Source organism: Limnohabitans sp. JirII-31 (genome assembly GCF_002778315.1).
GTDB lineage: Bacteria > Pseudomonadota > Gammaproteobacteria > Burkholderiales > Burkholderiaceae_C > Limnohabitans.
The window spans coordinates 166897-190715 of sequence record NZ_NESA01000007.1 but is presented as its reverse complement, the minus strand read 5'-3'; the positions used below and the strand labels follow the sequence as shown (position 1 = coordinate 190715).

Below are 23819 nucleotides of genomic sequence, written 5' to 3'. Positions count from 1 at the left end.
GAATCAGAGCCTCCAGAGAACCTGAATGGCCCAGCCGAGACACGACACCAGCCAAACCAAAGTGAAAACTTGCAGAACCAAACGCAGGCCAACCGGCTTGATGTAGTCCATCCAAATGTCGCGCATGCCGACCCACACGTGGTAAGCCAAGGCAATGAAGATGGTGAAGGTCAGCGCCTTCATCCATTGGGTGCTGAAAATGCCAGCCCATTTGTCGTAACCGATGCTGCCGCTGGTGAGCAGCACTTGTGCCAGCACGGCGGCGGTGAACAACACCATCAGGGCGGCAGTGACGCGCTGGGCCAGCCAATCGCGCAAGCCATAGTGCGCGCCCACGACGACGCGCTTGGAACCGTAATTCACGGACATTTCGTTGCTCCTAGGAAATCAGTAAAGGCCAAACAGCTTGGCACCGAGCACGGCGGTCAGGCCCAGGCTCAACACCAGAGTGACGACGGCAGATGACTTGCCAAATTCTTTGGTCACCGCATGGCACATGTCCATGTAGAGGTGGCGCAAGCCGGCAATGATGTGGTGCAGGTAAGACCAGATGATGGCTAAAGCGACCAGCTTGATGAACCAGCCTGGCACGAAGCCCAAACCGATGTTGAATGCTGCGCTGAATTTGGCGAACGAAATTTCGGAAGAGACCGACATGTCGAACATCCAGATGATGAAGGGCAGCAACAAAAACATGATGGCACCGCTGATGCGGTGCAAGATGGACACAATGCCTGCCGCCGGGAGGCGGTAGGTGGGCAGGTCCGTCAGCGCGTTGATGTTGCGGAACTCAGGCCGCTTTTTGGCAAGCTCGGTCATGGGTAAAGGTCTTTCTTCGGGTTTGTCTGCATATGAAAACAACTTTTCATTCTATTGCACCGCAACAAACTGACATGAGGGTTTCAGACATCAGCTCAGCACATTGCGGTAATGGTGGGTGTCGGTGCGGTACAGGCCGCGTCGCAACTCCATGGGGGTGTCGTTGTAGGTGTAAGCCACACGTTCTACGCTGAGCAGCGGGGTGGTGGTATTTACCGCTAAGAGTGCGGCTTGTTCGGCGTCTGGGTTGACGGCACGAATACTTTCATTTGCGCGCACCATGCGCACGCCAAACTCGGTTTCGAACATGGCATACATGGCACCTTGGTGACTGCTCAGACGCTCTGCCGTCAATCCTTTGAAGGGCGTGCCGGGCAACCACAGGTCTTCCAAGATGGTGGGCACGCCGGCAAACGACAGCACGCGGCGTACTTGCAACACCGCATCACCTGTGCGCAAGCTCAGGGCACGGGCAACTTCGGCATTTGCACGCAGGCGCTTGCAATCGATGATGGTGCGTGCGGCAGGGCCTTCGCTTTGCGTGTCGCCGTTGTCGGGTTGCAGCTTTAAGAAGCGGTATTGCACCTGGTGCTCGGCATGCGTGGCCACGAAGGTGCCTTTGCCTTGACGCCTTACCACCAAGTTCCCTGCCGACAACTCGTCAATGGCTTTGCGCACCGTGCCCTGGCTGACGCGAAAGCGCGCTGCCAAGTCCATCTCGCTGGGAATGGCTTCACCGGGCTTCCACTCGCCGGATTGCAGGCTTTGCAAAATGAGCCCCTTGATTTGCTGGTACAGCGGGCTGAAGGCTGGTGTGAGGCTTGCCTGCAAGGTGCCCGAGTCTTGGGTGTCCGCACTGGCCGAGGAGGCAGAGGCGAAAACGGAAGGGGCGTGGGTGGCCATGGGTGGGTGCGAAAAGGAAGGGTGTCAGGTCTTTGTCAACCTCAGATCATATCTTCTATAAGACATAAGACAGGTCGCCCGAGGGTTTTCGAGGGTAAACTTGTCGACATCTTTTTTTCATCCCTCACTTATTTGGAGTTTTCACCATGAGCAAAAAGCCTGTTCGCGTTGCCGTTACCGGCGCAGCTGGCCAAATCGGTTATGCCTTGTTGTTCCGCATCGCCTCGGGCGAAATGCTTGGCAAAGACCAACCCGTGATCTTGCAATTGTTGGAAATTCCTGACGAGAAAGCCCAAAAAGCACTCAAGGGCGTGATGATGGAACTCGAAGATTGCGCGTTCCCCTTGCTGGTGGGCATGGAAGCCCACGCTGACCCGATGACGGCCTTTAAAGACACCGACTATGCGTTGTTGGTGGGCTCACGTCCTCGCGGCCCAGGCATGGAGCGCGCCGAGTTGTTGGCCATCAACGGTGCCATCTTCACAACCCAAGGCAAAGCCTTGAACGCTGTGGCGTCGCGCGATGTCAAAGTGCTGGTGGTGGGCAACCCTGCCAACACCAACGCCTACATCGCCATGAAGGCGGCCCCTGACCTCAAGCCTGGCAACTTCACCGCCATGCTGCGTTTGGACCACAACCGTGCGGCCAGCCAAATTGCGGCCAAGACCGGCAAAGCTGTGGCCGATATCGAAAAACTCACTGTGTGGGGCAACCACTCGCCCACGATGTACGCCGATTACCGTTTTGCCACCATCAAGGGCGAGTCGGTCAAAGACATGATCAACGACCAAGAATGGAACGCCAACGTGTTCTTGCCCACCGTGGGCAAGCGCGGCGCTGCCATCATCGAAGCCCGTGGCTTGTCGTCGGCTGCTTCAGCTGCCAATGCTGCCATCGACCACATGCGTGACTGGGCCTTGGGCACCAACGGCAAGTGGGTGACCATGGGTATTCCTTCGCAAGGCTGGTATGGCATTCCTAAAGATGTCATGTTTGGTTTCCCTGTGACCTGCGAAAACGGCGAATACAAAGTGGTCGAGGGCTTGGCCATCGACGCCTTCAGCCAAAGCTGCATCGACAAGACGCTCAAAGAGCTGACCGACGAGCAAGCTGGCGTGGCCCACTTGGTCAAGTAAGCCACCACAGGACGTCACCCGCATGAGCCTTGCTGCCGCCCCTACCGCCCAAAAGGTTGGAGGGGGTGCGCACCCGCGCGATGTGCTGTTGGGCGCGCAAGCCTCGGGCATTCAGTTGCCCGTGTGCGACCACTACAGTGGTGTCGAGGTGCGCATGCGCAAAAGCTTGCAACTGCAAGCGGAGATGACGCAAGAGTTTGGTACCTGCGTGTTTGACGCCACGCTGGATTGTGAAGATGGTGCGCCGGTGGGCGGCGAAGCCGAGCATGCGGCCTTGGTGACTGAGCTCGCACTCGGCGCAGCCCAAGAGGCGCGTGTGGCGGTGCGTGTCCATCCTGTCGACCACCCTTCGTTTGAAGCAGACATTGCTCAGATCGCCGGCAAAGCGGGCCACCGCTTGCGCCACATCATGGTGCCCAAGGTCGAGTCGGTGGCTGACGTTGAGCGTGCCGAGCGTGCCTTGGTGCAAGCCGGGGCAGGACATTTGCCTTTGCAGGTCTTGATCGAGTCACCCGCTGCGGTCCACCGTGCGTTTGAGATTGCAGCCCATCCCCGCGTGCAGTCGCTGAGTTTTGGACTGATGGACTTTGTGTCGGCGCATGGCGGTGCTATACCTGCACAGGGCATGACGTCTGCGGGGCAATTCACCCACCCACTGGTGGTGCGTGCCAAGCTGGAAATTGCCAGCGCATGCCATGCCCATGGCAAAGTACCTTCTCACTGTGTGGTGACGGAGTTCAGCGACACTCAGGCCATGCGCGCTGCGGGGCAACGTGCCGCGCATGAGTTTGGTTTCACCCGCATGTGGAGCATTCACCCAGCGCAAATCCGTCCGATTCTGGAGGCCATGGCCCCCAATGCGGCCGACATTGACCAAGCCACAGAGATTGTTCTGGCTGCAGAGGCCGCTGATTGGGCACCGATCAGCCACCAAGGTCATTTGCATGACCGGGCCAGCTACCGCTTCTTTTGGCATTTGCTGGAGCGTGCGCACAGCACGGGGCGCCGGTTACCAGCCGAGGTGCGGCCATTTTTCACACACAACGAAGGAGACGGTCATGCGTAACTGGATCATGGGGTGTTGGGTCTCGCTGCTGGTCTTGCCCGGCGTGGCGGGGGCGGTCGTCGCAGATGGGGCTGAAAACCACGCCACCAAGTCAGCCCTCAAGGCCAAGGCGGATGCCAAACACAAAGACCGTGCACAGGCCAAAGCCAAAGCACCGGTGAAGACGGTGGCCGCTTACAAATACCCTGGCTTGCCAGCGCCTGTTGTGGCAGCGGAGCCCCCCATGGAACAAGAGCGCACCGCGGTGGCTGAGCAAGTCCACACCGGGCGTATGGTGTGCGAACTGGGTAACTCAGTGAACGTGATGGCAGACACGCAAAACCCTGGACACTTTCATGTCCAGATGCAAAAACACACCTACCACATGAGCCCTGTGGTGTCGGCCACGGGCGCCATTCGTTTGGAAGACAGCCATGCGGGCGCGATGTGGTTGCAGTTGTCCAATAAGTCGATGTTGATGAACAGCAAACTTGGCCAGCGCATGGCCGACGAATGCCAAAGCCCGCACCAAATGGCTGTGGCCGAAGCCATGAAATTGGCACCCCCTGTGAGCTTGCTGGAAGGCTTGAACACGGGTGCGAGCTTGGCTAAAAAATAAACCCTCATTTTGATTTGATAGACCGGAGAGAAAACCATGTTGAAAGCCTACCGTGACCATGTGGCCGAGCGCAAAGCGCTGGGCATTCCCCCGCTGCCCCTGACGGCGCAGCAAACCGGCGAGCTGATTGAGCTGCTGAAGAGCCCACCCCAAGGCGAAGAAGCCACCTTGGTTGACCTCATCACCCACCGCGTGCCTGCCGGTGTGGATGATGCAGCCAAAGTCAAAGCCAGCTATTTGGCCGCTGTGGCCCATGGCACTGAAAAAAGTGCGCTGATCAGCCGTGAAAAAGCCACCGAATTGTTGGGCACGATGCTGGGTGGCTACAACCTGACCCCGTTGATCGACTTGCTCGACGACGCGGCCGTGGGTGGTGTGGCAGCCGAAGCGCTGAAGAAAACACTGCTGATGTTTGACCAATTCCATGACGTCAAAGACAAGGCCGACAAAGGCAATGCCAATGCGAAAGCCGTGCTGCAAAGCTGGGCCGACGCCGAGTGGTTCACCAGCCGTCCCGAAGTGCCCCAAAGCATCACCTTGACCGTGCTCAAAGTCACGGGCGAAACCAACACCGACGACTTGTCGCCCGCGCCCGATGCCTGGAGCCGCCCTGACATTCCGTTGCACGCCTTGGCCATGTTGAAGAACAAACGCGATGGCATCACGCCCGAAGAAGATGGCAAGCGCGGCCCCGTCAAGTTCATCGAAGACCTGCGCGCCAAGGGCAACCTGGTGGCCTACGTGGGCGATGTGGTGGGTACCGGTTCAAGCCGCAAATCGGCCACCAACAGCGTGTTGTGGTTCACCGGCGAAGACATTCCGTTTGTGCCCAACAAGCGTTTTGGTGGTGTGTGCTTGGGCAACAAAATTGCCCCTATTTTCTACAACACCATGGAAGACGCGGGCGCATTGCCCATCGAACTCGATGTGTCGCAAATGAACATGGGCGACGTGATTGAGTTGCGCCCTTACGAAGGCAAGGCTTTCAAAGACGGCCAAGAGATTGCCAGCTTCACCGTCAAGAGCGACGTGTTGTTTGACGAAGTGCGTGCCGGCGGACGCATTCCCTTGATCGTGGGCCGTGGCTTGACCACCAAAGCACGTGAAGCCCTGGGTCTGCCTGCTTCCACCATGTTCCGTCTGCCCCAAGTGCCGACCAACAAAGTCAAGGGCTTCACCTTGGCGCAAAAAATGGTGGGTCGCGCTTGTGGTTTGCCAGAAGGCCAAGGCGTGTTGCCCGGTACTTACTGCGAACCCAAGATGACCTCGGTGGGTTCACAAGACACCACGGGTCCCATGACACGTGACGAGTTGAAAGACTTGGCCTGCTTGGGCTTTAGCTCTGACTTGGTGATGCAGTCGTTCTGTCACACCGCGGCATATCCGAAGCCCGTGGACGTGAAGATGCACCACGAGTTGCCTGAGTTCATCAGCAACCGCGGTGGTATCAGCTTGAAGCCCGGTGACGGCATCATCCACAGCTGGCTCAACCGCATGTTGTTGCCCGACACCGTGGGCACCGGTGGCGACAGCCACACACGTTTCCCGATCGGTATCAGCTTCCCCGCAGGTTCAGGCTTGGTGGCGTTTGCCGCTGCCACGGGCGTGATGCCCCTGGACATGCCGGAGTCGGTGTTGGTGCGCTTCAAAGGCAAGATGCAGCCTGGTGTGACCCTGCGCGACTTGGTGCACGCCATTCCGCTGTATGCCATCAAGCAAGGCTTGTTGACGGTGGAAAAGAAAGGCAAGAAGAACATCTTCTCTGGCCGTATTTTGGAAATCGAAGGCCTGCCCGACATGAAGGTCGAGCAAGCGTTTGAGTTGTCTGACGCCTCAGCCGAGCGCTCTGCCGCAGGTTGCACCGTGCACCTGAACAAAGAGCCTGTGATCGAGTACCTCAACAGCAACATCGTGTTGTTGAAAAACATGATTGCCCAAGGCTATGCCGATGCACGCACCATCACGCGTCGTATCCAAGCCATGGAAGCCTGGTTGGCCAACCCCCAACTGTTGCAGCCTGACGCAGGTGCCGAGTACGCGGCGGTGATCGAGATCGATTTGGCCGACATCACCGAACCCATCGTGTGCTGCCCCAACGACCCCGATGATGCCAAGACCTTGTCGGACGTGGCAGGTGCCAAGATTGACGAAGTGTTCATTGGCTCTTGCATGACCAACATTGGCCACTTCCGTGCCGCTTCCAAGTTGCTCGAAGGCAAACGCGATATCCCAGTCAAACTGTGGATGGCGCCTCCTACCAAGATGGACGCCCAGCAACTGAGCGAAGAAGGCCACTATGGCATCTTCGGCAACGCAGGTGCCCGCATGGAAATGCCAGGCTGCTCGCTGTGCATGGGTAACCAAGCGCAGGTGAAAGAGGGCGCGACGGTGATGTCCACCAGCACCCGTAACTTCCCCAACCGTTTGGGTAAAAACACACAGGTGTATTTGGGCTCTGCCGAGTTGTCGGCTGTGGCATCGAAGATTGGTCGCATTCCCACCAAGGCGGAGTACTTGGCCGACATGGGCGTGATCAACGCCGATGGCAGCAAGATCTACAAGTACCTCAACTTTGACCAGATTGCTGAGTACAAAGCAGCGGCTGACAAAGTGACGGCTTAACGATCTCACGTGCGGGGGCAACCCCGTCGCCAAGACCAAGGCCCCATGCGTGCAAACGCGTGGGGCCTTGGCTTTTAGGATTGTCCGAAATCAGTGTGGCATCAACGCCTGTGCGTCATGCCACAGCTGCCGCACCAGCGCACTCGCGGGTGCGGCTTGTGCCAAACGACTGGCCTGTCCGGCCCAGGCTTGCATGCGCTCAACGTCGTTGGCTTTCACGGCATCGTCACGCATGGCTGCCGTCAGTGCGCGTTGCACCGGGTAGGGGGCGGGCGCTGGGGCGTTTTCTGAATGAGCGGCTCGCACATAAGCGTTGGACAAGCTTCTGCCCAAGCGGCCGCTGAAGGCGCGTGTGAGGACGGTGTCTTCGGGTTGGGTCTGGGCCATCGCGTCAGCCCACGCGCGTGGCAGGTGCGCCTCGGGGCAGCGCATGAAGCCAGAGCCCATTTGCACGGCACTGGCACCCAAAGCAAAAGCGGCGGCAATGCCGCGCGCATCGCCAATGCCGCCCGTGGCCACCACGGGGACTTTCACAGCGTCCACGATGGCGGGTAACAACGCAAACAAACCCACCAATTGGTCTTGTGCATGGTGTGCGTCAAAACAGCCACGATGGCCACCGGCTTCTATCCCTTGCGCCACGATCACATCGGCGCCAGCCGCTTGTGCAGCCAGCGCTTCGCGCACTGTGGAGACGTTGGCAAACCAGGCAATGTCTGCGGCTTTCATGGCCTGCACGAACGCAGGCGGATACAAGCCCATGACCGACGAAATCACCGCTGGCTTGACGTCGAGCATGGCCGCACATTGGTCTGCGAAATGGGGTGGTTTGGCATCGGCTGCGTCGGGTGCAACGGCAGGTCCCCATGACCTAAGAAAGTCACGCCACTGCTGTTCATGCGCTGCATCGCGCTGCGGGGCGGGATCAGGAATCCACAAATTCAGATTGAAAGGCCCAGGGGTGTGGGCGCGTACGTCGGCGGCCCAGCGGTGGATGGCCTCGGGTTGCATAAGCAAAGTGCCGCAAGCGCCCATGCCTTGCGCCTGCATGATGGCAATGGACAAGCTGGGTGGACTCACGCCGGCCATGGGGGCCAGCAAGATGGGCACACCCAAGTTGAAGCGTTGACAGAACGCTTGGCTTTTGTGCGAAGGATGTGTGGACATGGCCGGACTCCAAGTCCATCACAGCAAGCGCGCGACCAAGGCTCCGTCACGGTTGGCAGGCAGTGGAATCCACACGCGCACAGGGTTGCCGACGGCCACCTGAATGGCTTCGCCTTGGGCGTTTTTCATGGCGGTGAGTTCGATGGTTTGGTTGCCACTGGGGTGGATGATTTCAAGCCGGTCACCCACTGAAAACTTGTTCTTTGTTTCCACCTCGGCCCAACCATCAGCGGTGGCTTTGACTTCGCCCACAAACTGGCTGCGGTGTGCCACCGAGTGGCCTGTTTCGTAATTTTGGTAATCGTTGGCCGGGCGGCGGTCCATCAGGCCTGCGGTGTAGCCGCGGTTGGCCAAGCCTTCGAGCTCGGTGATGAGTTCGGGGTTGAACGGGCGTCCAGCCACCGCATCGTCAATGGCGCGTCGGTACACCTGGGCCGTGCGTGACACGTAGTAGAGCGACTTGGTACGACCTTCAATCTTGAGCGAGTCAACGCCAATTTTTGTGAGGCGTTCGACATACTCCACCGCACGCAAATCTTTGCTGTTCATGATGTAGGTGCCGTGCTCGTCTTCCATGATGGGCATCAGCTGGCCGGGGCGGCCTTTTTCTTCGAGCAGGTAGATGTTGTCAGCGGCAGGGTGACGTTGGCCATCGCCGCAAGCCGAGAAGGTGGATTCGGCTTCTTGCTGAGCCGTGGCGAAGTCGAAGTCGCCTTCCATCGCAACAGCCATGGCCTCGCCTGTGTTGGGATCGGTGGCACTGGCTTGCGTGCTGTAGCCCCAGCGGCAGGCGTTGGTGCAGGTGCCTTGGTTGGGGTCGCGGCGGTTGAAGTAGCCCGACAGCAAACAGCGACCCGAGTAGGCAATGCACAGTGCACCGTGCACAAACACCTCCAGCTCCATGTCAGGGCATTCTTGGCGAATTTTTTCAATCTCGTCCAGGCTGAGTTCGCGCGACAAGATGATGCGAGTCAGCCCGATCTTTTGCCAAAACTTCACCGCCGCCCAGTTCACCGTGTTGGCTTGCACCGACAGGTGAATCGGCACCTCGGGCCACTTTTCGCGCACCATGGTGATGAGCCCTGGGTCGGCCATGATCAAGCCATCAGGTTTCATGGCAATCACAGGTTCGATGTCACGCAGGTAGGTGCGCACTTTGTCGTTGTGCGGCAGCAGGTTGCTGGTGACGAAAAACTTCTTGCCCCGTTGGTGCGCTTCTGCGATGCCAATGCCAATTTGTTCCAAGCGGAATTCGTTGTTGCGGGCACGCAAGCTGTAGCGCGGTTGGCCGGCATACACAGCGTCGGCTCCAAAGTCGTAGGCGGCGCGCATTTTGTCGAGCGAACCTGCGGGCAGCAGGAGCTCAGGGGCTTTGAGTGTGGTCATAAAGATGTGCTGCTGGCAGGGCAACTGAGAAAATCATTCAGGGTCGATTTTCGCATCACGCACGACCTTGGCCCAGCGTGGTGCTTCCGCCTTGATGAGTGCTGCAAACTGCTCGGGTGTACCGCCGCCCACTTCGTTGCCTTGGCTCAAGATTTTTTCTTTCACTTCGGCGGTTTGCAAGGCTTGGTTGCATGCCGCGTTGAGTTGCTTGATCAGTTCCGCAGACATGCCTTTGGGGCCAATCAGGCCTTGCCAGTTGAGCACTTCCACCTCGGGGAAACCTTGCTCAGCCATGGTAGGAATGTTGGGCAAAAGGGGCGAGCGCTTTTTGCTGGTGATAGCCAGCGCCCGCATGCGACCTCCTTGGATGGAGGGCATGGCGGCATACATTTGTTCGAACATCATTTGCACCTGTCCGCCCATCAAGTCGGTGGCGGCGGCGGAGCCGCTTTTGTACGGGGCGTGAATCATGTCAATGCCAGCGGCATGCTCAAACAAAGCGCCGCTCAAATGGTGGGAGCCACCAATGCCGCCCGAGCCGTAGCTGAGTTTGCCAGGTGATGCTTTGGCGGCTGCCACGAGGTCTTTGACGGTTTTGTACGGCGAGTCGTTGCGCACCATCAAGATGAGTGGGCCGCGCTCAATCAGGCAAATGGGGGTGAGGTCGTTGAGGGGGTCAAAGTTGAGTTTCTTAAACAAGGATTGGTTCACTGCCAACGGTGCAAAGTTGCCCATGCCTAAGGTGTAGCCATCGGGTTTGCCGCGTGCAATGGCTTCGGTGCCAATGTTGCCGCCAGCCCCAGCCTTGTTGTCCACGATGATGGGCTGCCCCAGCACCGCACTCATGGCTTTGGCCACTTGGCGCGAACGGCTGTCGGCATTGCCGCCTGCGGCATAGGGGCAAATCCACATCACGGGCTTGCTGGGGTATTTGTCTTGCGCTTGCGCCAAAGTGGGCAGGAGCGCTGACCCAATGGAAGCTTGAATGAGAGTTCTGCGTTTCATGGGGCGACCTTTGTTGGATGTCAAAGAAAGCATGGATCATAAAAGTTCTGGGCTGGTTTGTCGGCCTGGGACATGCACAATCATAAAAATGACAGAAACAGTGTTGATTGCAGGCGGGGGCATTGGCGGGCTGGCGAGTGGCTTGAGCCTGGCACGTGCCGGTGCGGTGGTTCGCGTGCTGGAGCGTGCACCCGCTCTCACCGAAGTCGGCGCAGGGGTGCAATTGGGGCCCAATGTCACGCGCATCCTCAATGCCTGGGGCTTGTCGTCTGCACTTGAATCGGTGGCCGCATTTCCTGCCAACTTACATGCGCGCAGTGCGTTGTCAGGCGAGCTGTTGGCCACGTTGTCTTTGCGTGATATGCCTGCACGCTACGGCGCGCCTTACGCCACCATCCACCGTGCTGATTTGCAAACACTTTTGTTGCAAGCCGCCGAAGTGCAGGGCGTGGTGGTGCGATGCGATGCACACGTGCAGGATGTGCAAAACCTAGGGGATGCCGTTGCTGTGGCACTGGCCCACCAAGGCAGTGAGTTGACTGAGCGTGCCGATGCACTGGTGGTGGCCGATGGGGTGTGGAGTGTCTTGCGCCAACAGTTACTCCGTGATGGTGCGCCCCGTATGACGGGGCATTTGGCCTATCGGGCGTTGGTGGCTCAGTCAGACTTGCCTGTTCATTTGCGCACGCAAGATGTGACGGTGTGGATGGGCCCTCGTGTGCATGTGGTTCAGTACCCGGTGTGTGGCGGTGAATGGCTCAATGTGGTGTGTCTTACCGAGGGCCAGCTTGAAGGTGTGGCGTGGCAAGAACTCCAGGGCTGGAACTTGCGCAAGACAACCGCAGACACCCGTGCCGATTTACAGGCTGCGTTAACAGACGCTTGTTCGAGCTTGCATGCGTTGGTCGACGCTTGTGGTGAGTGGCGCCTGTGGCCGCTGTGTGACCGTGTGCCCATGCGCACTGCTCACGAGCATGTGCAGGGCCGTGCTGTGTTGGTGGGGGATGCGGCCCACCCGATGCGGCCCTATTTGGCGCAGGGAGCAGGCATGGCGATTGAGGATGCCGCAGAGTTGGGCCATCAATGGACGGCCGTGCCAGACTGCGATGTGTCGATGCGCTTGAATGCGTTTGCGCAGGCCCGCTGGCAGCGCAACGCCCAGGTGCAAGCGCGTGCCATTCGCAATGGGGACGTTTTCCATGCCACCGGACCGGTGCAATGGGCGCGTGATGCGGGCTTACGCATGCTGGGCGCACGCTTGATGGATGTGCCCTGGCTTTACGGATACCGCCACGGGGCTTAAGACGCGTTCAGAGGGGGCAAGTGGTGGCGACGACGTGCCTGCTCGCAGGCATCGCTGCCTTCTTCAAACTCACGACAAGGCGAGGGACGCCACTCGTAAATGCCACAGGTGACTTTTTGGCCAATGGCGCCCATGAGCGCAGCGCAGCGCGGCGGTGAGTGGTCGGTGCCGCGCATGCGGCATAAGGTATCGGTCAAGTCCAAAGCCAAGCCAGTGGGGACTTCGCCACCGTGGTCATCGCGCTCGAACACCGAGAAGTCAACCCGAAAGCTGGCGCAACAGGCGCCGCACGCAGTACACGCTGACATCACTGGCGACCGAGCAGCAAATACTCCATCAAGGCTTTTTGGACGTGCATGCGGTTTTCGGCTTCGTCCCACACCACCGATTGGTCGCCGTCAATCACATCGGCGCTGACCTCTTCGCCACGGTGCGCCGGCAAGCAGTGCATGAACAAGGCGTTGGGTTGGGCCACCGCCATCATGTCGGCATCGACACACCAGTCGGCAAAAGCACGTTGGCGGGCTTCGTTTTCGGCCTCGTAGCCCATGCTGGTCCAGACATCGGTGGTTACCAAGTCTGCGTCTTGGCAGGCGTGCATCGGATCGACGAAGACCTTGAAACACTCGCTGTGGGTCATCAGGCCTGCAATGGCGGGGTCCACCTCATAGCCGGTGGGTGTGCTGACGTGAACGGTAAAGCCCAGCAAGTCAGCGGCTTGCAGCCAGGTGTTGGCCATGTTGTTGCCGTCACCCACCCAGGCCACCACCTTGCCTTTGAGGCAATCCAGGGGATGGTTCACGTCGCCCCGGTGCTCAATGAAGGTGAGCAAGTCGGCCATGATTTGGCAAGGATGAAACTCGTTGGTCAATCCGTTGATGACGGGCACGCGCGAGTTGGCGGCAAAGCTGTTGATCTTGTCTTGCCCGTAGGTGCGAATCATCACCAGGTCGACCATGCGGCTGATGACTTTGGCGCTGTCTTCGATGGGTTCTGAGCGTCCCAACTGGCTGTCGCCCGTGGTCAAGTGCACCACCGAACCGCCGAGCTGGTACATGCCGGCTTCAAAACTCACGCGTGTGCGGGTGGATGCTTTCTCAAAAATCATCGCCAGTGTGCGGTCTGCCAGTGTGTGGTGTTTTTCGTAGGCCTTGAACTTCTTTTTGATCAGCGCTGCACGTGTGAACACATAGGCGTACTCGTCGACGGAGAGATCGGTGAATTGCAGGTAGTGCTTCATACAGGTTCGGCTAAAAATGTTTTCACCAGAGGAGCCAAGATAGCCACCACTTCGTCCGCCTCTGCGGGGGTGATGATCAAGGGGGGCACCAAACGGATCACGCTGTCGGCAGTGACGCTCAGCAGCAAGCCTGCGTCGAGTGCGCGTTGCATCAGCGCGCCACAGGGACGTGTCAGTTCAATGCCCAGCATCAGGCCTTGGCCGCGAATTTCTTTGACGCCAGGTAGGCCGCCTAATTCGCGCTGTAGGGCTGCACGCAGATGTGCGCCCACTTTTGCTGCGTTTTCCAGCAAGCCATCTTCTTCCATGATGCGGATGGTCTCCACACCCGCACGCATGGCCAGCGGGTTGCCACCGAAGGTGGTGCCGTGGTTGCCGGGTTGAAAGATGTGGGCTGCTTTGGGCCCCGCCACCACGGCACCAATGGGCACACCCGAGCCCAGGCCTTTGGCCAGCGGCATGACGTCTGGCACGATGCCCGCCCATTGATGGGCAAACCATTTGCCAGTACGGCCCATGCCGCATTGCACTTCGTCAATCATCAACAGCCAATCGTGCTCGTCACACAACTGGCGAACTTCTTTCAGGTACTGCGCAAACATGGGCTGGATGCCGCCTTCACCCTGGATGGTTTCAAAAAACACCGCGGCCACATTGGGATTGCCTTGGGTGGCTTTTTTCAGCGCTTCGATGTCGTTGACAGGGACGCGGATGAAGCCCTCCATCATGGGGCCAAAGCCTTCTTTGATCTTTTCGTTGCCAGTTGCCGCCAATGTGGCGAGCGAGCGGCCGTGGAAGGCTTTTTCGTAGACCACGATTTCGGGTTTTTCAATACCTTTGTTGTGACCGAACTTGCGTGCCAATTTGAGCGCTGCTTCGTTGGCCTCCAGGCCGCTGTTACAAAAAAACACATTGGTCATGCCCGAGAGCTCAACCAGCTTGGCCGCCAAGGCCTCTTGGTTGGGGATATGGTAGTAATTGCAGCTGTGGATGATCTTGCCAATTTGGTCTTGCAAGGCGGGCGTGAGCTTAGGGTGAGCGTGGCCCAAGGTGTTGACGGCAATGCCTGCCAACGCATCCAAATAGCATTTGCCATCCGTGTCCCACACGCGCAAGCCTCGGCCATGTGACAGGGCCACAGGAAGGCGGCCATAGGTGTTCATGGTGTGGGGCGATGCAGCAGACGTGGTCATGGTTTCTCCAAATGAAAACGACCCAACGAAGGTTGAGCCGTTGAAACGCGATTTTAGAGGGTGCTGTGTGACGGTTGTTCGATGTAGTTTGCGTTCGGCGCTTACCTGGCTGCCGAGACATTGAATCGTCACAAGTCTTATATAAGATAGAATAGTTGTAACCCCGGTGACACGGGCTGATCCCCAGTCACCAAGACCCTGTTTTCAGCCTCTACCCGATGGTTTCTCACTCCGCCAAAGAAGTTTTTATCTTAGGGATTACCCAAGACGGAAGGACGTTCCGACCCAGTGACTGGGCCGAGCGTTTAGCGGGTGTGATGAGTCAGTTCAGACCTGGTGGGGCTGTGCCCGGTAGCCATTTGAGTTATTCGCCCTGGTGTGTGCCCAACACGCTGGATGGCAACAAATGTGTGATCGTTCACACCGATTTGCGTGATGACGAGCCCATGGCTTGGGATTTCGTGATGAACTTTGCCAAGGACAATGGCCTGCAAGTGGTGGAAGCCTGCTTGCTGCCAGACGTTCCCCTAAAACCTTGATGTTTGTGTTTGACCAGACAACAAAAAACCGCTCCTGAGAGCGGTTTTTGCTTTGCTGCAGCGCACCCGTTACAAACGGCGGTCTGACAATTCAGACCGGGCTGTTTGCCTGATTTATCAGGCGGCGGTAACCAAGGCCTTGACCTTGGTAGAGAGGCGGCTCTTGTCGCGAGCAGCTTTGTTTTTGTGGAAGATGCCTTTGTCGGCCACTGTGTCCACCACAGCTTGCATTTTGGCAAACAGTTCGGTGGCTTTGGTCTTGTCGCCTGCCAGAACAGCTTTTTCGACGTTCTTCACAGCAGTACGGTATTTGGAGCGCAGCGAGGTGTTCGCGGCGTTGATTTTGATGTCCTGACGGACGCGTTTACGACCCGACGCCAGGCGTGGGTTCTTTTTCTTGGGTTTGGCTGATGCCATGGTGAGAGTTCCTTAAGGTTTGAGGATGATGCAGCAAAGCCCGCAAGTATATCAAACCCCCTGTACATCACGAATGCTTTCCCGATTCGACAGCCAGCGTCTCGCTACACTGTGATGGTGTCTTTGTTCAAATCTGCCTCCATCGTTTCAGGCCTGACCCTGGTTTCCCGCATCACAGGGTTGATGCGCGAGTTGTTGATTGCTTCCATATTTGGTGCCAACGCACTGACCGATGCCTTCAATGTGGCATTTCGTATTCCAAATTTGTTTCGCCGTTTGTTTGCTGAAGGCGCATTCAGTCAAGCTTTTGTGCCGGTGCTGGCTGCCAGCAGGCAGCAGCATGGTGATGATGCGACCCACGTATTGATCAACCAAGTGGCGACTTTGCTCTTGTGGGTGCTGTTGTGGGTCAGTGTGTTGGGCGTCGTGGCTGCTCCTGGTTTGGTCTGGGTGATGGCCAGTGGTTTGCAGCAGTCGCCCCAGGGTTTCGATGTGGCGGTCGTGATGACGCGCTGGATGTTCCCCTACATCGCATTCATGTCTTTGGTGGCTTTGGCTGCGGGGGTGCTCAATACCTGGAGACGTTTTGCGGTTCCTGCGGCCACACCGGTGCTGTTGAATGTGTCCATGATCGCCGCCGCGTGGTGGGGTGGGCCCTGGTTGGCGGTGTGGGGTTGGCCACCCATTTATGCGTTGGCTGCGGGTGTGATGCTGGGCGGTTTGTTGCAACTCACGATGCAGCTGGTGGCTTTGCGTCGACTTGGCTTGTTGCCCCGCATTGGCATGGGCTGGCGCGCTGTGCGCGAGGCTTGGTCTGCCGAGGGACCTAAACGCATCTTGCGACTCATGGCACCCGCTTTGTTTGGGGTGGGTGTGGCACAAATTTCTTTGCTGATCAACACCCAGATTGCTTCGCACCTCACACCCGGCAGTGTCAGCTGGCTCAGCTACGCAGACCGGTTGATGGAGTTTCCTACCGCTTTGCTGGGCGTGGCTTTGGGCGTGGTGCTGATGCCCCAGTTATCAGCCGCCAAAGCGGCAAACAACACCGTCCAGTACTCCGACATGCTCGACTGGGGCCTGCGTTTGGTGGTTGTTCTGGCTGTGCCTTGCGCGGTGGCTTTGTTGGTTTTTTCGCAGCCTTTGGTAGCAGTGCTTTACAACTATGGGGCATTCAGTGCCCACGATGTGCAACAAACCACGTTGGCTTTGATGGGCTATGGCGTGGGGTTGCTTGGTTTGGTGGCGATCAAGGTGCTGGCGCCAGGTTATTACGCCAGCCAGGATATTCGCACCCCGGTGCGCATTGCCATCGCAGTGCTGATCATCACTCAGTTGTTTAATTTGATGTTGGTGCCTTATCTGGCACATGCGGGTTTGGCTCTGTCGATTGGCTTGGGGGCTTTGGTCAATGCGACGTGGCTGCTTTGGGGCTTGCGCAAGGCAGGCACGTACAGGCCTTGTCACGGTTGGTGGCGCTTGGTCTTGCAGGTGGTGGGCAGTAGCGCGGTGTTGGGGTGCTGGTTATTTTGGTCATCGCAGCATTGGGACTGGACACTGTTACACGCCACGCCTTGGTTGCGTGTGTTGGTGATGGCGGGTGTGTTGATGCTCAGCGCGTTGCTGTACTTCGCTTGCTTGGCCATTGTGGGCTTGAAACTGCGTGCGCTGTTGCGCCGATAAGGAGATGTCAGGGCATGGATTTCAAACTCGAAATTCCCACCGCGCTGCAGTATTTTGCGGCCCTGGTTCAAAGCGACGAACATTTTCCCTTGCTCGAAGCGGCCACCAGCTTGGCGCAAGACGAGTACCCGGATCTCGACATCCAGCATGTGCTGGAGCAGGTGGATCAATTGGGCGAGCGCATCAAACGTCGTTTACCGCCAGACGCTGGTGGTTTGCACAAATTGCGCTTGCTCAACAGTTTCTTTTTCGATGATTTGGGCTTTGCCGGTAATTTGAACAATTACTACGATCCCGACAACAGCTTTGTTCACACGGTGCTGCACACCCGTCGTGGCATTCCCATCAGCTTGGCGGTGATTTGGTTGGAGCTGGCTTTGGGTTTAGGTTTGGATGCTTCGGGGGTGAGTTTTCCAGGCCATTTTTTGCTCAAAGTCAAATTGCCCTTCCCGCACGAGGGGCAAGTGGTGATGGATCCGTTCACGGGGCAATCGTTGAGCAAAGAGGACTTGTCGGAGCGTTTGGCGCCTTTGCATGCTGAAACTGGTCTGGTGCGCGATGGCGATGTTTCAGATGCCTTGCTCAAGCATTACTTGAGGCCTGCAACACCCCGCGAAATTGTGGCGCGTATGTTGCGCAACTTGGATGAAATTTACATCACCCACGGTGACGTGGTGCGTCGTGGGTGGGTGAAAAAACGCTTGGGTGTGTTGCTGCCCCAGGCCAGCGAATTGCCCTGATCGGGCTTTAGGCCACCACCACAGCCGCACCATCGCCGCGCTCAGCGATGACGCCGATGGTGTGCACCTGTTCGCCTTGCGCGCGCAAGACCTCGGCGCACGCTTGGGCATTGGCTGCGTCAACCACGACCACCATGCCAATGCCATTGTTGAAGGTGCGGTTCATTTCGATGTCATCAATGCCTGCGGTGGCTTGCAGCCAGGCAAACAGTTCGGTTTGTGGCCAGCTACCTTTGCGCAGGTGTGCGGCCAAGCCTTCGGGCAGAACGCGCGGGATGTTTTCCAGCAAGCCGCCGCCGGTGATGTGGGCCAAGGCCTTGATCGGTTGTGTGGCCAAGGCAGCAAGCACGCTTTTCACATACAGGCGAGTGGGGGCCATGATGGCTTGTTTGAACGGCTGTCCATCCAGGGTGGCAGGCGTGTTGTGACCCGCACGCTCAATCACTTTACGGACCAGAGAAAAACCGTTGGAGTGCACGCCTGCTGAAGTCAAACCCAGCACAACGTCACCCACTTGCACGTTTTGGCCAGTCAGAATTTTGGATTTTTCGACTGCACCCACCGCAAAACCAGCCAAGTCGTATTCGCCATCGGGGTACATGCCAGGCATTTCAGCGGTTTCGCCACCAATCAGTGCACAACCAGACAACTCACAGCCTTTAGCGATGCCCCCCACCACGGCGGCTGCCGTGTCGACATCCAATTTGCCGCATGCAAAGTAGTCTAAAAAGAACAAAGGTTCTGCGCCTTGAACCAACACGTCGTTGACACTCATGGCCACCAAGTCAATGCCCACGGTATCGTGCATTTGCCACTCGAATGCCAGCCGCAGCTTGGTGCCTACGCCATCGGTACCGCTCACCAATACAGGCTCTTTGTAGCGCTTTGGCACTTCGAACAATGCGCCAAACCCCCCGATACCGGCCAGCACGCCCTCGCGCATGGTTTTTTTAGCCAGAGGCTTGATGCGTTCGACCAAGGCATCACCAGCGTCAATATCGACGCCAGCATCTTTATAAGAAAGGGGTTTATTCATTGTGGGTGAGGGTGCTGTGGCGCGCCAGAAGGTGCGCGCCGATAGAATCAAGGTGCAATTTTAAAGCCCATCCTCTACCCGCTGTATGCAATTCACTTCCGCACAACAACAAACCCTGGCCTGGGTTGCCATCGCTGCATTGGTGACACTGCTGTTGTGGTTGTTAGGGCCCGTGTTGATGCCATTTGTAGTGGCTGGGGTGTTGGCTTATGCGCTGAATCCCTTGGTGCGTGGACTTGAGCGTGCCGCAGGGGGGTACTTGCCCCGCGTGGCTTGTGTGTTGCTGGTTGAGGCGGTTTTTGTATTGGTGGTGCTGGCGCTGCTGATGTTGCTGCTGCCCATCTTGGCCAACGAGATACCGCGTATGCGCGAACAGTTACCAGCGCTGATCGAGCGTGGCCAAGCCTTTGTGAACCCTTGGTTGCAGAGCTTGGGGGTGTCGGTCAAATTGGATGCTGCCAGCCTCAAAACCTTTGTCTTGAAAAATTTCAACACCTCGTTTGAAGATGGGTTCAAGCAAGCACTGGCCTCGTTGCGTATCGGCGGCAGTGTGGCTCTGGCGGTGGTGGGCAATATGGTGCTGGTGCCCGTGGTGTTGTTTTACTTGCTTTTAGATTGGCGTCGTTTTGTGCGCCATGTCGAGGCCTTGGTGCCCTTGCCCATGCGCAGTGCCTACGACAGCTTTATGGCTGAGGCTGACTTGGTGCTGGGGCAGTACCTCAGAGGCCAGTTGTCGGTCATGTTCGTGCTGGCTTTTTATTACGGCCTGGCGTTGTGGTGGTTTGGTTTGGAGTTGGCGTGGCCGATCGGTGTGTTCACGGGGCTGGCCGTCTTCGTGCCTTATGTGGGTTTTGGTTTGGGTTTGTGTCTGGCATTGCTTGCGGGGTTGTTGCAAATGACGCCAGCTGAAACTGCGTGGATGGTGGCGTTGGTTTATGGCGTGGGGCAGTTGCTTGAGAGTTTTGTCCTGACCCCGCGTTTGGTGGGCGAGCGCATTGGCCTGCACCCCTTGCATGTCATTTTTGCGTTGATGGCCTTTGCGCAGTTGTTCGGTTTCTTGGGGGTTCTGGTGGCGTTACCCGCTAGCGCTGTGTTGCTGGTGGCGATTCGACGCATACGCCGCCAATACCAGGCGAGTGCCTTGTACCGAGGTGCTTGAGCGGGCATGAAGCAAATCGCACTCGACATTGGCTTGGCCCCCGGCCCTAGCTTGCACAACTTCTTGGCAGGCCCCAATTTGGCGGTTTTGCAGCATTTGCAACTCTGGGTTGGCAATGACAAGCGCTCGCCTGTGCCCAGCTACCTGTGGGGTGAGTCGGGCAGTGGCAAGACCCATTTGCTGCGCGGGGTGCAAGCGGCTTTGCGTGAGCAGGGGTGTCTTGTGGGGTGGATGGATGCTTCTCAGCTTGACCCTGCTGTGTTTGATGACCGTTGGCGGGTGATTGTGCTGGACGATGTGCATTTGTACACAGCTGTACAGCAACATGCAGCGTTCAATTGGTTTGTCAACGCCATGACGCCTCACGATGGACAGCAGCGCTGGGTTTTGGCTGCCGGATTGGTGCCGCCCAGTGATTTGCATTTGCGTGAAGATTTGCGCACCCGTCTGGGCTGGGGGCATATCTATCAGTTGCAAGTGCTCAGCGAATCCGAGCGGCGTGCGGTGCTGCGTCAGCAGGCTGATGAGCGCGGTATTTTTTTGAGCGACGAGGTCATGGACTTCATGCTGAACCGCTTCAGTCGTGATCTGGGCAGCTTGATTCAGTTGCTTGATCAACTCGATGGCTATGCTTTGCAAACACAACGCGCCATCACCATCCCTTTGCTGAAATCGATGCTTGAGAACCTTTGACATGAAACTTGCGTTGTTTGACCTGGATCACACCTTGCTACCCATTGACTCGGATTACGCCTGGGGTGAATTCACCATTGCCTTGGGATGGACAGATCCTGTCGAGTTCGCGGCCAAGAACGACGAGTTTTACGCCCATTACCAGGCCGGTACTTTGGATATCCATGATTACGTGCGTTTCGCCACCGAGGCGTTTCGTCTGCAAGGCCCCGACAAAGCTGCACGCGCCCATGCGCGTTTCATGCAAGAGGTGGTCATGCCTGCCATTCGTACAGAAGCCCTTGCGTTGATAGACAAACATCGTGAAGCGGGGGATCGTCTGGTCATCATCACAGCCACCAATGAATTCGTCACGCGACCGATTGCCGAGGCGTTGGGTGTGCGTGAGCTGATTGCCGTTGAGCTGACCCGTGGTGCTGATGGGTGGTTCACCGGCGAAATCAACGGCGTGCCTTCCATCCGCGAGGGCAAGGTGCAACGTCTGCAACAATGGCTACAAGCACAAGGCTTGGATTGGCGTGATGTGGACAGCACGTTTTATAGCGACTCCAGTAACGACTTGCCCTTGCTCAAACGCGTCAACCATCCGGTGGCCACCAATCCAGACGCCAAACTGCGAGCCACTGCTCTTGAACAGGGGTGGCCGATCTTGGAACTCTTCTCTCAACAATGATCAAACAATTCATCAATAAGCTGATGGGCAAAACCACCAGCAGCAAGCCCTCACTGGGTAAGCGCCATGTGGTGCCAGCCAAGGTGCATGGCATCAATGTCGACTGGGTCGATGAGCGGGCACTCAATGTGGTGCGCACCCTGCAAGACCGTGGTTTTGAAGCTTACATCGTCGGTGGTGCTGTGCGTGATCTGCTCCTGGGTCTCAAGCCCAAAGATTTCGACGTTGCCACTGACGCCACACCCGAACAAGTCAAGGCGGCATTTCGTCGGGCCTTCATCATTGGACGACGCTTTCGCATTGTTCACGTCGTCTATGGCCGCGGACGCGAACATGAAGTGATTGAGGTGTCGACCTTCCGTGCCCATTTGGACAGTGCTGATGCAAGCCAAGTCAAAGGCAACGAGCGCAGCAGCAAGCAAGAGCTGGCCGGCATGAAGCACGCCGTCGATGCCAGTGGCCGTGTGTTGCGCGACAACGTGTGGGGCCCACAAGACGAAGATGCCGCACGCCGTGACTTCACCATCAACGCCATGTATTACGACCCAGAAACGGGCAACGTGATCGATTACCACGGCGGCATTGCCGACGCCAAGAAAAAAGTTTTGCGCATGATTGGTGACCCCGCCATGCGTTACCGCGAAGACCCTGTACGCATCATTCGTGCCGTGCGTTTTGCCGCCAAACTGTCAGCTTTGGGTTTCAAGATGGAGGCGAAGACGGCTGCGCCTTTGAAACGCGCGGTGAAGTTGTTGGCGGATGTGCCACAAAGCCGTTTGTTTGATGAGATGCTCAAACTTTTGCAAACGGGTCATGCGCTTGCCAGTGTGGAGCAACTCAAGCTGCAAGGTTTGGCCAAAGGCATTTATCCCTTGCTCGATATTGTGGTTGAGCGCGCTGATCAAGAATTTGTGAAAACAGCGCTGCAAGATACCGACCGTCGAGTGGGTGAGGGCAAGCCGGTAGCCCCTAGCTTTTTGTTGGCTTGCGTGTTGTGGTCGGATGTGCGTGAGTCATGGGCCCAGCGGCTCGTCAAGCAACCGCCGTTCCCGGCCTTGCAAGATGCGATCGATGAAGTGTTCGAGTCCCGCATTGGCGATGTTTCGGGACGTGGCAAGCTTGGTGCCGACATGCGCGAGATTTGGATGATGCAACCGCGCTTTGAAAAGCGCGTGGGCAGTGGCCCCTGGAGCTTGGTGGAGCAAGCGCGTTTCCGTGCTGGTTTTGATTTCATGCGCTTGCGTGCTGATGTGGGGGAGGTCGATGAAGCATTGGCCGACTGGTGGCAAGAGTTCAGCTTGGCCGATGACAGCACGCGCGAAGACTTGCTGCAACAAGTACGTCTAGAGAGCCAAAAGGCACAACGTGCTCCGCGCGTGCATTCGGTGCGTCGTGCGGACAAGCCCGCAGAAGACCCGCGTTTTCGCGCCTCGGATGAAACGCCCTCGGGTGATGCTGAGCAAGATCCTGCTGATGCACCGGCCAAGAAACGTCGCCGTCGTCGTCGCAAGCCGACGGGTGGTGCTGAAGGCACAGCATCCAGCGAGTAAAGCCCTGTTCTTATGCGCAGTGGCACCACCGTGACGGCTTGCATTGCAGTTGGCGCCAACCTGGGCTACGCCCAGGTGACTGTGCGACAGGCCTTGATAGATTTGGCGCGGTTGCCGCAAAGTCAGCTGCTCAAGGCTTCGGCGCTGTACCGCTCAGCACCTTTTGAGGCTACGGGGCCAGACTTTATCAATGCGGTGGCACTGGTCGAGACACAACTCTCTGCCCAGGCCTTGCTGGCAGCTTTGCAAGCCCTGGAGCTTCAAGCCGGACGCGAGCGGCCTTATCAAAATGCGCCGAGAACCCTGGATCTGGATTTGATCTTCCATGGCGAGCAAGTGTTGTCGACGCCAACATTGACCCTGCCGCACCCGCGCTGGCAAGAGCGCGCTTTTGTGTTGTTACCACTGGCTGAAATTTGCCCTGAGCGTGTGAGCGAGGCGATGTTGGCGCGGGTCAAACACCAAGCGATCGAGCGCATCCCCGACGACGTTGCATCATGAACTTCTCGCTTCTCTCCTTTTCTGCGCAAGCTGTTTTGCTGTTGATCGCTGCGAATGTGTTCATGACGTTTGCTTGGTATGGGCATCTCAAAAGCTTGGCCAATTCACCTTGGTATACCGCTGTCTTGGTGAGTTGGGGCATTGCTTTGATGGAGTATGTGCTGCAAGTTCCTGCCAATCGCATTGGCTTTCATGACGCTGGTTTGCAGGTAGGGCAACTCAAAATCATGCAAGAGGTGATTACGTTGGCGGTCTTCGTTCCGTTTTCGGTGTTTTTCCTCAACGAACCACTCAGACTCAACTATTTATGGGCAGGTTTGTGCATGGTGGGGGCGGTGTATTTCATTTTTAAAGCGTGAGCAACGATTACACTTCCGCCTGTCATCAAAA

The 23819-nt window shown here is 57.5% G+C and carries 24 protein-coding genes and 1 pseudogene; 14 read left to right on the top strand and 11 right to left on the bottom strand.

Features of this window, described 5'->3' with window-relative positions:
• Positions 1-3: 3 nt before the first annotated feature.
• The 3 genes from sdhD to B9Z41_RS10790 all read right to left on the bottom strand — a co-directional run bounded on the left by sdhD (position 4) and on the right by B9Z41_RS10790 (position 1722).
• On the bottom strand, positions 4-369 hold the full coding sequence (gene sdhD, locus B9Z41_RS10800; RefSeq protein WP_100147071.1) for a succinate dehydrogenase, hydrophobic membrane anchor protein: 366 nt from the start codon (positions 367-369) through the stop codon (positions 4-6).
• 18 nt (positions 370-387) lie between these two features.
• Complete coding sequence (gene sdhC, locus B9Z41_RS10795; protein ID WP_100147070.1) at positions 388-819, bottom strand: succinate dehydrogenase, cytochrome b556 subunit; 432 nt, start codon at positions 817-819, stop codon at positions 388-390.
• A 90-nt stretch (positions 820-909) separates the two neighbouring features.
• A complete protein-coding gene (locus tag B9Z41_RS10790) occupies positions 910-1722 on the bottom strand; it encodes a GntR family transcriptional regulator (RefSeq protein ID WP_100147069.1) in 813 nt (270 codons plus the stop codon).
• A gap of 146 nt (positions 1723-1868) precedes the next feature.
• Between B9Z41_RS10790 and B9Z41_RS10785 the strand changes: the two genes are divergently transcribed.
• Genes B9Z41_RS10785 through acnB form a run of 4 tightly spaced genes read left to right on the top strand, consistent with a single transcriptional unit; the run spans position 1869 to position 7144 of the window.
• On the top strand, positions 1869-2858 hold the full coding sequence (locus tag B9Z41_RS10785) for a malate dehydrogenase (RefSeq protein ID WP_100147068.1): 990 nt from the start codon (positions 1869-1871) through the stop codon (positions 2856-2858).
• Between the two features lie 22 nt (positions 2859-2880).
• Positions 2881-3924 (top strand): CoA ester lyase, encoded by a 1044-nt coding sequence (locus tag B9Z41_RS10780; RefSeq protein ID WP_100147067.1) that lies wholly within the window; start codon positions 2881-2883, stop codon positions 3922-3924.
• Positions 3917-4522, top strand: a complete 606-nt coding sequence (locus B9Z41_RS10775; protein WP_100147066.1) for a hypothetical protein — start codon at positions 3917-3919, stop codon at positions 4520-4522. Before B9Z41_RS10780 ends, B9Z41_RS10775 begins: the two co-directional genes overlap by 8 nt.
• 36 nt (positions 4523-4558) lie before the next feature.
• On the top strand, positions 4559-7144 hold the full coding sequence (acnB, locus tag B9Z41_RS10770) for a bifunctional aconitate hydratase 2/2-methylisocitrate dehydratase (RefSeq protein ID WP_100147065.1): 2586 nt from the start codon (positions 4559-4561) through the stop codon (positions 7142-7144).
• Positions 7145-7234: 90 nt separating this feature from the next.
• Here the strand turns inward: acnB and B9Z41_RS10765 are convergent, their stop codons facing one another.
• Genes B9Z41_RS10765 through B9Z41_RS10755 form a run of 3 tightly spaced genes read right to left on the bottom strand, consistent with a single transcriptional unit; the run spans position 7235 to position 10702 of the window.
• A complete protein-coding gene (locus B9Z41_RS10765) occupies positions 7235-8311 on the bottom strand; it encodes a nitronate monooxygenase family protein (protein WP_100147064.1) in 1077 nt (358 codons plus the stop codon).
• 18 nt (positions 8312-8329) lie between these two features.
• On the bottom strand, positions 8330-9697 hold the full coding sequence (gene yegQ, locus B9Z41_RS10760) for a tRNA 5-hydroxyuridine modification protein YegQ (RefSeq protein ID WP_100147063.1): 1368 nt from the start codon (positions 9695-9697) through the stop codon (positions 8330-8332).
• Positions 9698-9730: 33 nt separating this feature from the next.
• The gene (locus B9Z41_RS10755) at positions 9731-10702 is read right to left on the bottom strand and encodes a tripartite tricarboxylate transporter substrate binding protein (protein WP_100147062.1); all 972 of its coding nucleotides are present in this window, start codon (positions 10700-10702) and stop codon (positions 9731-9733) included.
• Between the two features lie 88 nt (positions 10703-10790).
• Here B9Z41_RS10755 and B9Z41_RS10750 point away from each other — a divergent pair, with 88 nt between their 5' ends.
• Positions 10791-12005 (top strand): FAD-dependent monooxygenase, encoded by a 1215-nt coding sequence (locus B9Z41_RS10750; protein WP_100147061.1) that lies wholly within the window; start codon positions 10791-10793, stop codon positions 12003-12005.
• Here the strand turns inward: B9Z41_RS10750 and B9Z41_RS10745 are convergent.
• From B9Z41_RS10745 to B9Z41_RS10735, 3 genes are read right to left on the bottom strand one after another with little or no spacing between them, the layout of a single operon-like run.
• Positions 12002-12313, bottom strand: a complete 312-nt coding sequence (locus tag B9Z41_RS10745; RefSeq protein WP_100147060.1) for a YkgJ family cysteine cluster protein — start codon at positions 12311-12313, stop codon at positions 12002-12004. The two genes, B9Z41_RS10750 and B9Z41_RS10745, sit on opposite strands and share 4 nt — an antisense overlap.
• Entirely contained in the window at positions 12313-13245 is a 933-nt protein-coding gene (argF, locus tag B9Z41_RS10740; protein WP_100147059.1) for an ornithine carbamoyltransferase, read from the bottom strand. The genes B9Z41_RS10745 and argF overlap by 1 nt, the downstream gene beginning before the upstream one ends.
• Positions 13242-14438: an aspartate aminotransferase family protein gene (locus B9Z41_RS10735; protein ID WP_100147058.1), complete on the bottom strand. Its 1197-nt coding sequence runs from the start codon at positions 14436-14438 to the stop codon at positions 13242-13244. The genes argF and B9Z41_RS10735 overlap by 4 nt, the downstream gene beginning before the upstream one ends.
• A 218-nt stretch (positions 14439-14656) precedes the next feature.
• Between B9Z41_RS10735 and B9Z41_RS10730 the strand changes: the two genes are divergently transcribed.
• On the top strand, positions 14657-14977 hold the full coding sequence (locus B9Z41_RS10730; RefSeq protein WP_100147057.1) for a DUF3579 domain-containing protein: 321 nt from the start codon (positions 14657-14659) through the stop codon (positions 14975-14977).
• A 117-nt stretch (positions 14978-15094) separates the two neighbouring features.
• On the opposite strand, the gene rpsT is transcribed toward B9Z41_RS10730, so the two are convergent.
• On the bottom strand, positions 15095-15394 hold the full coding sequence (rpsT, locus tag B9Z41_RS10725; protein ID WP_100147056.1) for a 30S ribosomal protein S20: 300 nt from the start codon (positions 15392-15394) through the stop codon (positions 15095-15097).
• A gap of 117 nt (positions 15395-15511) precedes the next feature.
• Here rpsT and murJ point away from each other — a divergent pair, with 117 nt between their 5' ends.
• Both murJ and B9Z41_RS10715 read left to right on the top strand, forming a co-directional pair.
• Positions 15512-17077 (top strand): murein biosynthesis integral membrane protein MurJ, encoded by a 1566-nt coding sequence (gene murJ, locus B9Z41_RS10720; protein ID WP_100147101.1) that lies wholly within the window; start codon positions 15512-15514, stop codon positions 17075-17077.
• A 14-nt stretch (positions 17078-17091) separates the two neighbouring features.
• Positions 17092-17802: pseudogene (locus B9Z41_RS10715) on the top strand (SirB1 family protein); the annotation flags it as partial.
• 22 nt (positions 17803-17824) lie between these two features.
• On the opposite strand, the gene purM reads toward B9Z41_RS10715, so the two are convergent.
• A complete protein-coding gene (gene purM / locus B9Z41_RS10710) occupies positions 17825-18853 on the bottom strand; it encodes a phosphoribosylformylglycinamidine cyclo-ligase (protein ID WP_100147054.1) in 1029 nt (342 codons plus the stop codon).
• Positions 18854-18938: 85 nt separating this feature from the next.
• Here purM and B9Z41_RS10705 point away from each other — a divergent pair, with 85 nt between their 5' ends.
• Genes B9Z41_RS10705 through B9Z41_RS10680 form a run of 6 tightly spaced genes read left to right on the top strand, consistent with a single transcriptional unit; the run spans position 18939 to position 23788 of the window.
• Positions 18939-20012: an AI-2E family transporter gene (locus B9Z41_RS10705; protein WP_100147053.1), complete on the top strand. Its 1074-nt coding sequence runs from the start codon at positions 18939-18941 to the stop codon at positions 20010-20012.
• 6 nt (positions 20013-20018) lie between these two features.
• The gene (hda, locus tag B9Z41_RS10700) at positions 20019-20705 is read left to right on the top strand and encodes a DnaA regulatory inactivator Hda (protein ID WP_100147052.1); all 687 of its coding nucleotides are present in this window, start codon (positions 20019-20021) and stop codon (positions 20703-20705) included.
• A gap of 1 nt (position 20706) precedes the next feature.
• The gene (locus B9Z41_RS10695) at positions 20707-21378 is read left to right on the top strand and encodes an HAD family phosphatase (protein WP_100147051.1); all 672 of its coding nucleotides are present in this window, start codon (positions 20707-20709) and stop codon (positions 21376-21378) included.
• Positions 21375-22928: a polynucleotide adenylyltransferase PcnB gene (gene pcnB, locus B9Z41_RS10690; protein WP_100147050.1), complete on the top strand. Its 1554-nt coding sequence runs from the start codon at positions 21375-21377 to the stop codon at positions 22926-22928. The genes B9Z41_RS10695 and pcnB overlap by 4 nt, the downstream gene beginning before the upstream one ends.
• A gap of 12 nt (positions 22929-22940) precedes the next feature.
• Complete coding sequence (folK, locus tag B9Z41_RS10685) at positions 22941-23429, top strand: 2-amino-4-hydroxy-6-hydroxymethyldihydropteridine diphosphokinase (RefSeq protein ID WP_100147049.1); 489 nt, start codon at positions 22941-22943, stop codon at positions 23427-23429.
• Positions 23426-23788: a DMT family protein gene (locus B9Z41_RS10680; RefSeq protein WP_100147048.1), complete on the top strand. Its 363-nt coding sequence runs from the start codon at positions 23426-23428 to the stop codon at positions 23786-23788. The genes folK and B9Z41_RS10680 overlap by 4 nt, the downstream gene beginning before the upstream one ends.
• Positions 23789-23819: the final 31 nt, after the last annotated feature.